We start from the raw sequence: 13542 nt of genomic DNA, 5'->3' as shown, positions 1-13542 counted from the left end.
AATGTGTGTTTGAAAATGTTTAGAAAAAAAAGCTTTTTTTCTAAGGTAAAATGTGATTCCAGTAATTACCTGCTGAACGCTGGTGGTGCCGCTAAATCTACACCCTTGTCATGAGACATCTTTGCTGCTGTTCAATGGGTATCGCCGTCACAATAACCGATCCACGGCGAGAAAGAACGAATAATGCTTATTAAATAAATTGACTTTATGTGATAAGCAAAATATCATTGTTTAACCTTTAATTTATGACATGAGTTTTATGGTATCCTTCCAATGTTGGAATGAAATTTATAAATCCAAATCGGCGATTAAACGCAATCAGACCGAAAATAGTTCGAAATTTGTACAGCAGCCACAAAAAAGCCTTTTAAAGAAATCTGAGAGGTTTTATTGACATAAGTGCTTCTGATTTTTTACTTACGGTTTCTTAATTGGCTTGAATATCTAAAACCACTCTCTCAGGCGTCCACAGTGCAATAGTTTTTTCACATTTCCATTTTGATCCGTTTTCTATTCCTTCGATTGTATTCCCATTTTCAATTATATCTCCTTGCTCGTAGATGTAGTAAGCATTATTCCATAGTAAATTGGCAATCACGGGCGCTTCGAAAATAGAAAACCTCATCTGAAAATCGGGCAACCCAAGTGAATTTAGGCCAATCGTATCCATCAAAAGTTCTTCTTTGTCGCCTCCGGTTATATTGTAAAGCCTTACGTTACAAATACCATATAATAACTCGGGTTCCGATTGACTCCATTTGTTTATCAGTTCCTGAGGGTTAATTATTTTCTGTCCGGGCATCGAATAAACTACATCTGGGTCGAGCGCTTTGACTACCGCGACTAAAAAATTCATAATGAGCTTTAATCGTTGCTTATACGGAAGCGTTCGCGATAACATGTCGGTAACTAAAACTTCATATTTGCATTTCTTTGCCGTTTCATTTGCGCTGTCCCAATGCCAATTTTGCTGAAAGGCCACCTCAGGTAATTCAGCAACGTCGTTTACAATAACGGCACATTGGGCCGGGCCCGTTGCATCAATTAGGGTCACTTCAAAATCGGGGAACGAAAAAAGGAAAACACTTTCCTCTTCAGAGTGCTTAAAATCCGTAAAGTATTGCTTTACCTCCGTTGAAATTGCGTCAATATCTAGTTCAGGTTTTTCTAAAAAACGAAGTTTGAACATCAACGCCTCAGGGCCATTTTCTAAGTCTTTAGCCTCTTCATTTTGGGCTACCGTTGAGCTTTTCTTAAATAAATTGAATAGTCCCATTACAACTTTTAACATTAAATCTAAATCTTCACCGACGCAATACCTGGCAAGTGAATATATCAAAATGTTTTGTGATTTGAACCAGTAAACTATAAATGTAAGTCTGCTATTCGGTGCAACTCACTCCGGGAATTGGTTCGAAAGTTGCCAATTGGAGGAAGCTTCGGAAAGATCAGGTTTAAGTAATATCCCCTCCCTCCACAAGAGAAAGTAAAATCTTTGTGTCCCAGGTTCAACCTTAGCAGCCACGAAGTAACTGAACAAGATGAAAATTTATCCTTTGTTCAGTGCTTTTGCCCACAACAATAAACTTTATATAAAAATCATTTTAGGGTCATAAACAGTCAGTTTATCGATTCATCAGTCCAAAATAAACTTTTTAGTATATTTTTGCATCGAAGATAATCGTAATCATGCTTAGTAAAGCCGAAAGAACAAAACAATTCATCATAGAAACGGCAGCCCCTATTTTTAACCAAAAAGGGATATCCGGCGCTAATATAGACGACGTACTTGCTGCCGCCAAACTGACCAAAGGATGCCTTTATGGCCATTTTGAGAACAAGGAGGATTTAGCCCTCCAGGTTGTTGATTTTATGCTGAATACCAACGGCGAGAAAATGTTATCAACTATCAGCAAGGGCAAAACAGCCAAGGCTAAGGTGTTTGCTTATCTCGATTTTTATAAAGACCCGTTGAATACCCACCTTAAAGGCGGATGCCCTGTGTTAAATATGGCTGTGGAATCTGACGATAGCTTTCCCGTCATTAAAGAAAAGATAGCGAGAATCATTCGACAAGGACAGGAGTTGTTTGTTAGTATTTTAAATCAGGGAATAGCAGGCGGTGAATTCTCTGACAAACTCGATCCGGCTGTTTATGCATTCAAGGCGGTGGCTGCGGTTGAAGGTGCAGTTGTGATGTGTAGGGCCATGAACACTGCAAAACCCATGACTGGTTTACTCAAGAGCCTTAAAGAAGAGTTAGAAAGTTATGCGTTGTGAATTTTCTGATATAAAATATACTTTTTAGTATATTTTATATCCTGATTCGCCAAAAAAGCTCAATACTTAAGTACATAAAGAATTATAATAAAATATACTAAAAAGTCTAAAATAAAAAATCATGCAATTAAAAGGAAAAACAGTGTTAGTAACAGGTGCCTCATCGGGCATCGGGCTGCTTGTGGCCGGCAAGCTCCACGAAAATGGTTACGAGGTAATCGGTACAAGCCGGAATCCGGAAAAACACCAGGCAAAATTACCATTTAAGTTACTGCCATTAGATTTGAATGATGACCATTCCATAGCGTCATTCGGCAAGCAGCTGTTCAATGAGATCAAAACTTTAGATGTGCTGATTAACAACGCAGGTTACCTATTAAACGGACTTGCCGAAGAAACCACAATTGAGTTAGGTAAACAGCAATTTGAGACCAATTTTTGGGGAACGATCAAATTAACTAACCAATTGTTGCCCTACTTTAGGAGGCAAAAACATGGGAAAATAATTACACTTGGCTCCCTGCTGGGTTTAGTTGGGCTCCCGTATGTGTCCTATTACGCGGCCTCTAAACATGCCCTCGAAGGTTATTTCAAATCACTTCGGTTTGAAGTAAACCAGTTTAACATCAAAGTTGTCATGATTGAGCCGATGAGTTTTAAAACCAGTATCGGCGAAGGTGGAACTGTTGCAGCAGGAAATATCACTGATTATAACCCGTTTCGGCAAAAGGTCACTGCCTATACCAAAAGCACATTGGATAAGGCACCCGAACCGGCGCCGGTTGTTGCTACTGTACTGCAAGCAATGAAGGAAAAAAATCCAAAATTTAGTTACCCTGTAGGAAAAGGGTCATCAATCGTACTCTTGCTTCAACATTTTTCCTATAAGGTGTTCGAGAAATCCATTCTGAAATCGGTTAACGCTTCAAAATAGAATTAACAAAATATTCTCATTATACATAAAAAAATGAAAGCATTCATTATAGACAAATATAAAAGCAAGGATGGCGGGCGCATTGGGCAAATAGCTGTTCCGGAACTGAAAGCGGACGAGGTGTTGGTAGAAGTGCATGCTGCCGGTATAAACCTGCTGGATTCTAAAATAAGGAAAGGAGAGTTCAAACTCATTTTGCCGTACAAAACACCATTCGTTTTGGGGCACGACGTAGCAGGTGTTATAACTAAGGTAGGTACGGCGGTGAAACAATTTAAAGTTGGGGATGAAGTTTATGCGCGGCCGGCAGATCACCGCATTGGAACTTTTGCAGAATTCATAGCTATTAATGAAGCTGACTTAGCAATCAAGCCAAACAAGCTAAGCATGGTAGAAGCGGCATCTATCCCGGTGGTGGGCTTAACCGCCTGGCAAGCACTAATCGAAAAGGGAAAGGTGAAGAAAGGGGATAAAGTATTCATCCAGGCAGGCTCTGGTGGCGTAGGCACGTTTGCTATTCAGTTGGCGAAATACCTGGGCGCTACTGTGGCTACAACTACCAGCGCAGCTAATATTGGTTTAGTGAAAAGCCTGGGGGCTGATGTGATTATTGACTACAAAAAAAACGACTTTGAGGAGGTTTTAAGAGATTACGATTTGGTTTTAAATAGTCAAGACCAGAAAACACTCGAAAAGTCGTTACGCGTGTTAAAACCAGGAGGCAAAATCATCTCGATCTCCGGCCCGCCAGACTCCGATTTTGCGGAAGAGATCGGAGCATCCTGGTTCCTGAAATTAATAATTCGCCTCCTGAGTTCCGGAATAAGAAAGAAAGCAAAACGGCTTAAAGTGTACTTTTCTTTTCTTTTTATGAAAGCCAACAGAAATCAGTTAAAGGAAATCACCTCTCTAATAAACTCCGGCAATATAATACCCGTTATAGACAAGGTTTTCTCATTCGAGTCGATCAACGAAGCGATCGCATATGTTGAAAGCGGTCGCGCAAAAGGAAAAGTAGTTGTAAAAATGAAATAAATTATTGTTGATTAAAAAGATATAAATTATTGGATGCGATTTGAACCAAATTGTTTTCAGTCTAACCTGTATTAGGCGCAAATCACGCAGGAAGTAGTTCGAGACTTGCACAGTTGCCACCACGAAAAGAAAGCCTCTTAGAGAAATCTGAGAGGCTTTTCGTTTTGACCTCTATTTATCCGGCATCATCCTGTAAAACCAAACTGTATAAGGGTGGCTTGGTTTTGCTTCGTCGTATGAGGCACCTGGCTTCCAGATCGAGTTTCACGGTTTCGCCGTACCATTGCGCATTTCCAGAAAAATGGCCGTTTATGTGCTGGTGGATTGCTTCCATCAGGTCGGTATGACTTAATGGCCCTTGTTGCAGGATATCCAAAATAGCAGACCTGATTACTTCATATTTTTCCAACGAAATAAGCTTGTTTGTTTTATCAGCATCGGGATGTAAGGTTTGGATTTTAGCGTCTTTCATGCTTTTGAAGATGGTTGTAAATAAATAGGAAGTTCGGCAAATAAGCGAACACTTGCAAAAGAATGAATAAACTGTTATTTGGACCAGCATGGATCGCGAGAGGTTTTATGCGTTACATCGGCTACGTAATTCCTGGTGACCATTTTCCTGCCCGCGCTAAATTAGCTCATCCGCAATCGCATGCGCAACGCTTCGCGGTAACTGCTGCCGATGGAGATCTTTTCGCCCCCGGCAATTAATTGGTGCACTTCGATCATGGTGATGTGCCTGATGGCTACCACATAAGACTTATGCACCCGCAAAAAGTCCGCGGCCGGCACCATATCAAAAACATTGTTCATGTTTTCGCGGATGAGGATCTGCTTATCCTTCAGATGGACAGTAAGGTAATTGCCGTCCTTTTCGAAATAAAGGATATCAGCTACTTTAACCTGGTGGGTTTGCGGCCCGCTTTTAAAGAAGATGGTGCTTTCTTCGGAAGGCAGGGCGGCCGCGGCTTTATTTATGGCGATGAGGAAACGTTCGAAAGTGATGGGCTTGAGCAGATAGTCAAGCGCGTTCAGTTCATAGCTTTCTACCGCATAATGGCTATAGGCTGTGGTAAAAATCACCAACGGCCTGTGTGATAAGGTTTGGAGCAAAGCCATACCGCTGATATCGGGCATGTTGATATCCAAGAAAATCAAATCCACCTTTTCGCGCTGCAGGTACTCGATAGCCTTTACCGGTTCGCGGAAGGAGGCCTTCAGGCTCACTTGGCTGGTTTTACCGCAATACCGCTCAATCACTTCCAGCGCCTTCGGCTCATCGTCAATAGCAATACAGCTGATCATCCAAGGGTAATTTCAAGGTTCACACTAAATTTTTCCTCCGTTTCGGAAAGGTGCAGCCGATGCTTGCCGGGGTACAGCAATTCGAGCCGTCGTTTTACATTTTCCAACCCGATACCACTTTTTTCTCCAGCCATCTTCCTGATTGCGTTATGGTTCGCGTTATCGCAGGTAAATATCAGCGTTTTTCCGGATAACTGCATAGAGACTGTTATGGCTGTGGTTTGCCCAATGACCACCCCATGCTTGAAAGCATTTTCTACGAAAGGAACGAACAGCATGGGCGCGATGCTGACACCATTGGCCTGCGCAGGATAATCGAACCTTACGGTAGCCTCTTCGTCGGCATAACGCAGTTTGTTCAGTGTAATGCATTCTTCCAGGTACGTAATCTCTGTGCCGAGCAAAACGCTTTCTGCATTGCTGTCATAAAGCATATAGCGCATCATGCCCGAAAGCTTGGAAATGCCATCGGCCAGTTCATCGTTCCCTTTGGCCTGTGCCATCGAGAACAGGTTGTTGAGCGTATTGAACAGGAAGTGCGGGTTCACCTGCGAGCGCAGGAATTTGTTCTCTGTGCTCAACTGGATAATCTCGCTTTTGGCCCATTGCTTCAGGGAGAAGTAAGCGAACGATATCCCCAGTATCACCAGGAAAGCAATGAGTATTACCGGTTGCAGGTGCTGCCAGTCGCGAATCATGAAGTTAATGGTGCCAACACTATTCGGATCGGGCCCGCGGGGAATATCTCGTCTTATCTGGGGGTCGAGCTTAGGGTGATATTGTTTTTCAAGGACATTGGGGGTCGGTCGGGGCGGTGGTTCTACAGTTGGGTTGGCCTGGTCGAATAAGGTACCAGCCGCAAGGTAGTTCGCGCCAAAGATCAGGATAAACCATGCGGCGCAAATAGCCACGCTAACAATAGCGCGCTTATATCTAAGCGCTTTGGGGAATACCCAAAAGATATTGCCATAAAACAGCACCGCCAGGAACAACCATATCAAATACACGTACGCGGAGATGTTGGTTTCATCAAACTGGTCGCTCACCATACGAGCGTTTTTAGCCCATATGTGTATGTGAGAACTATTCAATGAGGTAAGCACAAAAAAAACGCCCACCCAAAACAACACGTGCAGCAGTATTTCTATCCAAAGTCTTTTCTTAAGCATAGAACAAATATAGCGGACTGCCGCTCCTCGGGAAATATTTGGTACGAACGCCGGATTTTTGAAATCCCGGGATAACAAATAACCCCGCTTTGGCCACACTTAACCCTTGTTGGCACCAAAGTTTTCAGGAAGCGCTGTACCGAAAATAGTATTGCATAAAAATCAAGAATGATGAAGAAGCAATTACTACTGGCCACCACCTTGTTAATGGTGTTTATGGCCGCCAAAGCCCAAAAGCCCGACACAGCGCGGGTGCTTGTCCATTACAAATTTACGCATATCGGGGACACCACCGACCGGGCGCATCCCTACACCGAAAACATGGCACTATTGGTAGGCAAAAACGCCAGCGCTTATAAAAGCTATGATGGCTTCATAGCAGACCAGCAGTTCAGGAATGCCTGGGCCGCCGCTGTAGCCAGCAGTCCGGACGGGCAACCGCGTATAAACCGACGCGGCGTGGGCTCGCGCACGCAATATTACCAATACCCCAATGCCAAAAAAATGCTCACTAAAGACAACCTGGCCATTAATGAGTACCTGGTTGATGGCCCTATGCCGACGATTAGCTGGCAGATAAGCAGCGACACGGCATCATTCGGCGGTTTGCATTGCCAGAAAGCTACCGGCCATTTTAAGGGCCGCGATTACATCGTATGGTTTTGCCCTGATTTGCCGTTACCTGTCGGCCCTTGGAAACTGAACGGCCTGCCGGGCGTGATAGTAGATGCCCATGATACCAAAAACGAAGTAATCTTTCAGTTTGAAGGATTGGAAAAAGTGGTTTTTGCAGAAGTAAAACCCATAGGCGGCGCAGGCGTACCCGATAAGGATTTGCCGCCGATATTGCGGGGTTTGGATGATAACCCCAATCTGATAGCGCCGCCGGCCAGGGCTATCAAAGCCACGCAAAAAGAATTCGACGAACTACAGGCAGCCATTAAGAAGAACCCAAACGCCGTGGGGCAAGCGATGGTGGCGGGCAATCGCGCGGCCGGCGTTAAGACTGACAACATCAGGATTGCACCAGGCCCGGCCCCCCGCGGCCCGGTAACTAATAACCCGATAGAACTACCGGAAAAGAAATGAGTAAGCTGTTGCTCATACTGACGGCCATCCTATTTCCCGTTAGCATTTACGGCCAAACGATTAGGGGTACGGTGAAGGATACCGCTGGTAAGGCGGTTCCTTTTGCCACAATAAACCTAAAGCGCAGCACCGCCATAGTGGTCTACACGCAAACCGACAGCAAAGGCGGCTTTATGTTGCAAGTACCTGCAGGCGTTAAGGACAGCTTAACCATTGAGGTGCGGAGCTTCGGATATCAGGCAGCAATCAAAAATATTGCAGGGTTAAATTCGGCTGTGGATTTCACGCTGGCGGCTGCAATAAACGAGTTAAAGGAAGTGGTAATCAAAAGCAACCGCCCGTTTTTAAAGACCAATGGCGATACGCTCAGCTACAAAGTATCTGAGTTCGCCAACCCGCAGGATCGTACCATAGGCGAGGTTATCAGGAAGCTGCCGGGCGTATCCGTTGCCGCCAACGGCACCATCAGTTATAATAATAAGCCCATCTCGGCGCTGTATATCGACGGCGATAACCTGCTCGACGATAAATACAGCATTGCCTCCAACAGCATCCCGCAAGGCGCGGTAAACCAGGTGCAGGTGCTCCAAAATAACCAGCCGATCAGGGTATTGCAAAACAAGGTGCCTAGTGAGGATGTGGCGCTGAACCTTACTTTCAAAAAGGGCGCAAAGCTGCATGTGATGGGCCAGGAAAGCATCGGTGCCGGGCTGCCGGGCAATTACGACGTGAATTTGAACGCCATGATGTTTAAGCATAATTATAAAGCGATCAATTACCTGGCGGGCAACAATACCGGTTATGATGTGCAGCAGGACCTGGCATCGCATAACCTGGGCGAATACAACCGACAGATAGATAATGCATTGCCTGCAACGCTGCTTTCGCTGGGTGCCGCAAACACGCCGCAACTCGCTCAAAACCGGTATTTATTCGACCGCTCGGGCATCCTCAATATCAACAACCTCGTCAACCTCAAAAACGATGTGCAGTTAAGGGTTAATGCCTATTATGTGCACGACACGCAAAAGCAGGAGTATAGCCAGCAAAGCACCATATACGTGCCCGGCGATACCATCAGGTACAACGAGGTACAGCACAACCGCAGCGTACCTGATATCTTTCACGCCCAGTTTACCCTGAACTTGAACCGCCCGAACTATTACCTGAACGATGCCTTGCTGCTGGATCATCAAAATACGGCCAGCTATTCTGCACTAACCACAAACAACACCCCGGTTAACCAGCTATTTCAGGATCATTTATTAAACTTTTCAAATGAGCTCAATTTGATCCAAGCATTAAAGTCGGGCCATATGATCCAGGCATATTCATATATCAGCCATTCTGCTGAGCCGGAAAAGCTGTCGATTGATCCGGGGTATAATGCGGCTATATTCAATAACAATGTGCCTTACGCCCAGCTGGTGCAAAAGGTTAATATACCCAGTTGGTACACCAACAATTATATGGCGTTCCGGCTCCCGTCGGGCCTGTTTACCCAAAGCTACCGCACAGGCTTTAGCGTGCAATCGCAAAAACTGACCTCTGAACTGAACGTGGTACAAAACAACAACAGCGTTAATTTATTGTCAGACAGTGCGCGCAATCAATTCGACTGGACCCGGAAAAAAATCTATGCCGAAGCATCGTACGATTTCCCCGGAGAGTTTTTAAAAGCGCACCTGGCCATACCGTTTACGTACCAGCAGATCGACTATTCAGGCAAGAACCTGAAGCACTATTATATCGATCCGCAGCTGAGCATGAAATACCAGGTAAGCGCAGAAAACTTTCTCAACTTTAATTACAGTTATCGCAATATCATCGGTACTATCGCGGATGTTTACCCGGGCTATATCCTTACCGATTACCGCACGCTGCAAGCCAACAATGCCCCCTTAAACGAAAAGCAGATGCAGCAGATTGGCGGTAGTTTTAGCTACCGCAAAGCGATAACCCTGTTATTTTGGAGCGTGGGCGCGCTCTACAGCCGTACGGCTTCTAACAACATCGCATCGAGCATAATCACCAATAACCTGCAGCAAGGGGTTATGCTTCCTTATCCAAACAGTACCGATTCGTGGATACTGAGCGGCTCCATCAGCAAATATTCCTTTGCGCTGAGTACTACCTTCAGCAGCGCCATAACCTGGCAAAGCAGCCGCTCTGTACTGTTGCAGAATAATGTGTTGCTACCCTTCAACAGCACAACCGAAACATTTAATTTGAGTGCCGATACCAAGCTAAGCGGCACGGTAAATTTTAGCTACAAAGCCACCCTAACCCAAATGGCCAGCCATTCTTCAATGGCGGCATCGGCTCATCGCATACAGCAGCTGCTACAGCAGGCATCAATTAACTACGACCCTTCAGATGCCCTGCAATTCAGGTTATCCGGAGAACATTATTTTACCCGCCAGCAGGGCAACCCCAATCTGAAATATTTTTTTGCAGATGCATACGTAAAATTCAGGTCGATGAAATGGAAAACTGACTTCGAACTCAGCGCTGTAAATTTCGGGAACGTAAAAACTTACAACGCGCTTTACCTTTCTGCCAATGCACTAACAGCCAGCTCATATAAGCTGCCGGGGCGAATAATAATGATTAAGGCACTGTTCAACATCTGATAGTTTACCAGGTCTTGCATGTTTGCGTAACTTAAATCGGGTTTTCATAACGCTTATTAAAGGCTTTTTAGCATTTTAGCCATACAAAATATTTAGCACCCGCATGGCTTTAGGTTTCATTACGTTAGAAAATGGCAAAAACTTCTCGGTGAGGTGGACCGGCTACGACGAAGTCATCAGGATTGCTATAAAGGAGCTGGATTGCTTAGATGGGGGCACGGCTTTGCAGGCGTGGCTGAAAACGCGCGTACCTAACGAAGGCGACCACGAGGGAGGTGCCCTGTTCTACAACGAAAGCGGTGAAATGATACTCAGGAGTATCGACTTGCGGGGCCTGACTCAACTTAACCGTCAACTTTTTTGGGCAGCGTTAGAAATGGGAGCCATTGCACTTCTAAAATTGGGGCGCGAATACAATGTATTAAACCCCATTGTATTAACCGATTTGCTGGAGATGCACCGCAATATTACCGATACCATCCAAATTGTCGAACAAGACGAGCATTACATCGTTACCAACGATGATGTGATAGAAAAAACAGGCCCGGGCTGGGCAACCTGAACATCGCCGCTCCTAATATCGCCAGCTCTTCAAATCTGCGCCCTTTGGCGCGCGCGAAGCAATTTCGCTAACCCATTTTTTGATGAACATTTGATGATAACGCAGGCGGCTGATATAATTTGGCTGGGTGTGGTCGCCGTTCCAGCAGTGCTCGGCGCGGTCGCCGTAGTCTACCTGGCAGCCGCAAGTGGGGTTGCTTAGCTTCTTCAGCATATCTTCGGCTGTATAAACTGCGTTGTTGAGGTAATAGCTGTCCATATCGCCTACGTAGATGTGAATCTTCCCCTTCAGCTTGTTGCCTATTTTGGGCCAGTCGCGCTTAATGATGTGGGTAAGGTCGAAGTTATCCCTCCAATAAGCAGCTACTGCGGTATCTATAGCACCTGTGTATTTATCATAAATACGTTTGGGGTAGCCGTCCTTATCCATGGGCGAAAACACGGCCTCCCAAATATCGAACTGGTCGCCACTACGGCTGCGGGTGCCGAGGGCCAGTTCGCGCTGGTTTATTTCCTGCAGCGTAGCCGATACATGCCCAAGGTAATCGCGCATGCCGGGGCGAGGCGTTTTCTTAAAATCGCTGGTGGGGAAATAAGCATTCTTATCCTCATAAATATTCATGGTTGTGTAGTGATGGAAGTCCACCGGGTCGGGGCATGCGGCGTAGCTGCCGTTATACTCATCGGGATAAAGCACTTGCACTGCCAGGGCTTCCCAGCCGCCTGTAGAGCCGCCGTAAACAAACCTTGCCCAGCCCTTGCCAATGCCCCTGAAACGTTTCTCTATCTCGGGTATCAGCTCATACGTAATAGCATCGCCATAAGGGCCAAGGTTTGCGGAGTTAACCGCGTACGAGTCATCGTAGTAAGGATTGGCGTGCTGTATCTCTACCGCCAATACCCGCGGGAACTTCGGGCCCGTCCACTGCCTGTAAAAATCGTAGGCTTCCTGCTGCTCTATACGGTTGTAACCCGTGATATGGAACCGGGCCGAGGTATCGGGCTTTAAATTAGCGTCGGGCACTTCGGTACGGAAGCCCTCAAAATCAGCCGGGAAATGCCCATGGAAAATAGCCAGCGGGTACTTCACCTTCGGGTGCTCGTCGAAACCGCCAGGTAGCAAAATATTGGCACCGATGTACATCGGCCTGCCCCAAAATTCGGTAAGCAGCTTGCTTTGTATGCGAATGTGCCTAATGTATTTGGTATCGGCCGCCTGGGCAATCGGCGGGATGATCTTATCGATGGTGAGGGCAATTTCATTATTGGCCGTTGGGTTGATATGGATTTTTACCGGCTGCGAGTAAATGTTACCCGGCGCAATGTTCCAGTGCTGGCCCTCGCCCCTGTCCATGGGCAGCTTTACGGTTTGACCCGTTTTAAGGTGGAAGGTTTCGTATTTGTGCAGCAATACCTGTACGTAATAATCGCCGGCGGGCACGTCTTTCAGCCGCTCTACCGGGTAGCCAAAGGCCTGCACATCTACCAATTGGCTGGTACCGGGTTGCCAATTCTCCACATCTACGCCAAAAACCTGCTGGGTTTGCGCATTATCACCAATCTGGAAACGGGGTTCGGCTTTGTTATTATTCGAGAGCAGCAGCAATAGGCGGCCATCGAGCACGGCCTCTTTCAAAGACGGGTCGATGGTAACCCTGAATGTTTGGGCATGGGCAGAAACGGCGAAGAGCAACAGCAGGTAAAGCAGCTTTTTCATGATGGGCGGTTTTACCAAATATAATAATTGCGGGCTTGTTAAACCTTCGGCCCTAAAAATATTCCTACTGATATAAACACCACAATAATATATGAAACGAATTCTATCTATCTTATGCCTGGCAATCGTTGTATTGACGGCATCATCCTGCGTTAAGGATAACTCAGTTGCACCCAACAATAACCTTACCATCCAAACAAGCGTTACCACCAACGGCTGGATAACCCTTGATAACGGCAAAACCTGGAAACAATCTATCAGTGTACCCGAACTGGACAGCTACGCCAACGATAATGCCGGCGTACTGGTTTACCTATCCTTCACCAATGGTGTTTACGAACAGATACCCGAGGTATTCAACGGCGTAAGCTACAGCTACATACACGAGCGCGGCTTGCTTACCATTTACGCCCAGGCCTACAGCGGCAATTTAACCACCCCTAACCCCGGCAGCGGCAACGTAAAAATCGTATTGGTTGATTCTAATCCCTGAGGCTCCACCAGTCTCCTAGCCATGGAGGCTTCTATATATATGTTCAATAATTTTCAAAATGGAAAAGGCGCCGGTTGGGCACGAATGGTCGGAAGATTAATCTTCCGACTTTTTTGTTTAGAGATGTGTTGTTTTTTTTATTTAACTATCTGATTGTCAATTATTTATTTGTTTTTATCGTTGATTTTAAGTATATTAATGCTGTAAATCAAAGAGATATGGCCATTTTCAAAGATCATAGTATCACCGTAAAACAGCTCTTAGGCTTCATTCCCGAGGCCTTAATAGCAAATTTGTCGCTTACAACTAAGATCGATCATTACGCA

Annotated in this window: 12 protein-coding genes; 7 read left to right on the top strand and 5 right to left on the bottom strand. The window is 45.6% G+C overall.

The genetic code is table 11. The features are described 5' to 3' along the window. Positions 1-427: 427 nt before the first annotated feature. Complete coding sequence (locus AC1DXC_RS18760) at positions 428-1339, bottom strand: DUF4261 domain-containing protein (protein ID WP_477460710.1); 912 nt, start codon at positions 1337-1339, stop codon at positions 428-430. A 350-nt stretch (positions 1340-1689) separates the two neighbouring features. Here AC1DXC_RS18760 and AC1DXC_RS18755 point away from each other — a divergent pair, with 350 nt between their 5' ends. The 3 genes from AC1DXC_RS18755 to AC1DXC_RS18745 all read left to right on the top strand — a co-directional run bounded on the left by AC1DXC_RS18755 (position 1690) and on the right by AC1DXC_RS18745 (position 4249). Next, positions 1690-2280, top strand: a complete 591-nt coding sequence (locus AC1DXC_RS18755) for a TetR/AcrR family transcriptional regulator (RefSeq protein WP_477460709.1) — start codon at positions 1690-1692, stop codon at positions 2278-2280. 121 nt (positions 2281-2401) lie between these two features. After that, entirely contained in the window at positions 2402-3214 is an 813-nt protein-coding gene (locus AC1DXC_RS18750; RefSeq protein ID WP_477460708.1) for an SDR family NAD(P)-dependent oxidoreductase, read from the top strand. Between the two features lie 33 nt (positions 3215-3247). Next, positions 3248-4249 carry an NADP-dependent oxidoreductase gene (locus AC1DXC_RS18745; protein WP_477460707.1) on the top strand — a complete coding sequence of 334 codons (1002 nt, stop codon included), beginning with the start codon at positions 3248-3250 and terminating at the stop codon, positions 4247-4249. Between the two features lie 175 nt (positions 4250-4424). On the opposite strand, the gene AC1DXC_RS18740 is transcribed toward AC1DXC_RS18745, so the two are convergent. The 3 genes from AC1DXC_RS18740 to AC1DXC_RS18730 form a co-directional block, all read right to left on the bottom strand. Further along, positions 4425-4721, bottom strand: a complete 297-nt coding sequence (locus AC1DXC_RS18740; RefSeq protein ID WP_477460706.1) for a DUF6958 family protein — start codon at positions 4719-4721, stop codon at positions 4425-4427. 161 nt (positions 4722-4882) lie between these two features. After that, on the bottom strand, positions 4883-5554 hold the full coding sequence (locus tag AC1DXC_RS18735) for a LytR/AlgR family response regulator transcription factor (RefSeq protein WP_477460705.1): 672 nt from the start codon (positions 5552-5554) through the stop codon (positions 4883-4885). Further along, positions 5551-6723 carry a sensor histidine kinase gene (locus AC1DXC_RS18730; protein WP_477460704.1) on the bottom strand — a complete coding sequence of 391 codons (1173 nt, stop codon included), beginning with the start codon at positions 6721-6723 and terminating at the stop codon, positions 5551-5553. Before AC1DXC_RS18730 ends, AC1DXC_RS18735 begins: the two co-directional genes overlap by 4 nt. A gap of 168 nt (positions 6724-6891) precedes the next feature. Between AC1DXC_RS18730 and AC1DXC_RS18725 the strand changes: the two genes are divergently transcribed. The 3 genes from AC1DXC_RS18725 (at position 6892) to AC1DXC_RS18715 (ending at position 11007) form a co-directional block, all read left to right on the top strand. After that, positions 6892-7812, top strand: coding sequence for a GLPGLI family protein (locus AC1DXC_RS18725; RefSeq protein WP_477460703.1), 921 nt, complete (start codon positions 6892-6894; stop codon positions 7810-7812). Next, positions 7809-10445 carry a carboxypeptidase-like regulatory domain-containing protein gene (locus tag AC1DXC_RS18720; protein ID WP_477460702.1) on the top strand — a complete coding sequence of 879 codons (2637 nt, stop codon included), beginning with the start codon at positions 7809-7811 and terminating at the stop codon, positions 10443-10445. The genes AC1DXC_RS18725 and AC1DXC_RS18720 overlap by 4 nt, the downstream gene beginning before the upstream one ends. A 103-nt stretch (positions 10446-10548) precedes the next feature. Then, on the top strand, positions 10549-11007 hold the full coding sequence (locus AC1DXC_RS18715; protein WP_477460701.1) for a hypothetical protein: 459 nt from the start codon (positions 10549-10551) through the stop codon (positions 11005-11007). 12 nt (positions 11008-11019) lie between these two features. On the opposite strand, the gene AC1DXC_RS18710 is transcribed toward AC1DXC_RS18715, so the two are convergent. After that, the gene (locus AC1DXC_RS18710) at positions 11020-12723 is read right to left on the bottom strand and encodes an alpha/beta hydrolase (protein ID WP_477460700.1); all 1704 of its coding nucleotides are present in this window, start codon (positions 12721-12723) and stop codon (positions 11020-11022) included. Positions 12724-12814: 91 nt separating this feature from the next. Between AC1DXC_RS18710 and AC1DXC_RS18705 the strand changes: the two genes are divergently transcribed. After that, complete coding sequence (locus AC1DXC_RS18705) at positions 12815-13216, top strand: hypothetical protein (RefSeq protein WP_477460699.1); 402 nt, start codon at positions 12815-12817, stop codon at positions 13214-13216. Positions 13217-13542 lie beyond the last annotated feature (326 nt).

The sequence above is a fragment of the Mucilaginibacter sp. P2_D11 genome, assembly GCF_056404435.1.
The sequence above is the reverse complement of the archived record's forward strand: the minus strand, read 5'-3'. Positions and strand labels throughout refer to the sequence as shown.

Excerpts from the sequence above, each read along its gene's own strand:
- AC1DXC_RS18755 (WP_477460709.1), top strand. The coding sequence starts at position 1,690 with ATGCTTAGTAAAGCCGAAAGAACAAAACAATTCATCATAGAAACGGCA.
- AC1DXC_RS18750 (WP_477460708.1), top strand. The coding sequence starts at position 2,402 with ATGCAATTAAAAGGAAAAACAGTGTTAGTAACAGGTGCCTCATCGGGC.
- AC1DXC_RS18745 (WP_477460707.1), top strand. The coding sequence starts at position 3,248 with ATGAAAGCATTCATTATAGACAAATATAAAAGCAAGGATGGCGGGCGC.
- AC1DXC_RS18740 (WP_477460706.1), bottom strand. The coding sequence starts at position 4,721 with ATGAAAGACGCTAAAATCCAAACCTTACATCCCGATGCTGATAAAACA.
- AC1DXC_RS18735 (WP_477460705.1), bottom strand. The coding sequence starts at position 5,554 with ATGATCAGCTGTATTGCTATTGACGATGAGCCGAAGGCGCTGGAAGTG.
- AC1DXC_RS18730 (WP_477460704.1), bottom strand. The coding sequence starts at position 6,723 with ATGCTTAAGAAAAGACTTTGGATAGAAATACTGCTGCACGTGTTGTTT.
- AC1DXC_RS18725 (WP_477460703.1), top strand. The coding sequence starts at position 6,892 with ATGATGAAGAAGCAATTACTACTGGCCACCACCTTGTTAATGGTGTTT.
- AC1DXC_RS18720 (WP_477460702.1), top strand. The coding sequence starts at position 7,809 with ATGAGTAAGCTGTTGCTCATACTGACGGCCATCCTATTTCCCGTTAGC.
- AC1DXC_RS18715 (WP_477460701.1), top strand. The coding sequence starts at position 10,549 with ATGGCTTTAGGTTTCATTACGTTAGAAAATGGCAAAAACTTCTCGGTG.
- AC1DXC_RS18710 (WP_477460700.1), bottom strand. The coding sequence starts at position 12,723 with ATGAAAAAGCTGCTTTACCTGCTGTTGCTCTTCGCCGTTTCTGCCCAT.
- AC1DXC_RS18705 (WP_477460699.1), top strand. The coding sequence starts at position 12,815 with ATGAAACGAATTCTATCTATCTTATGCCTGGCAATCGTTGTATTGACG.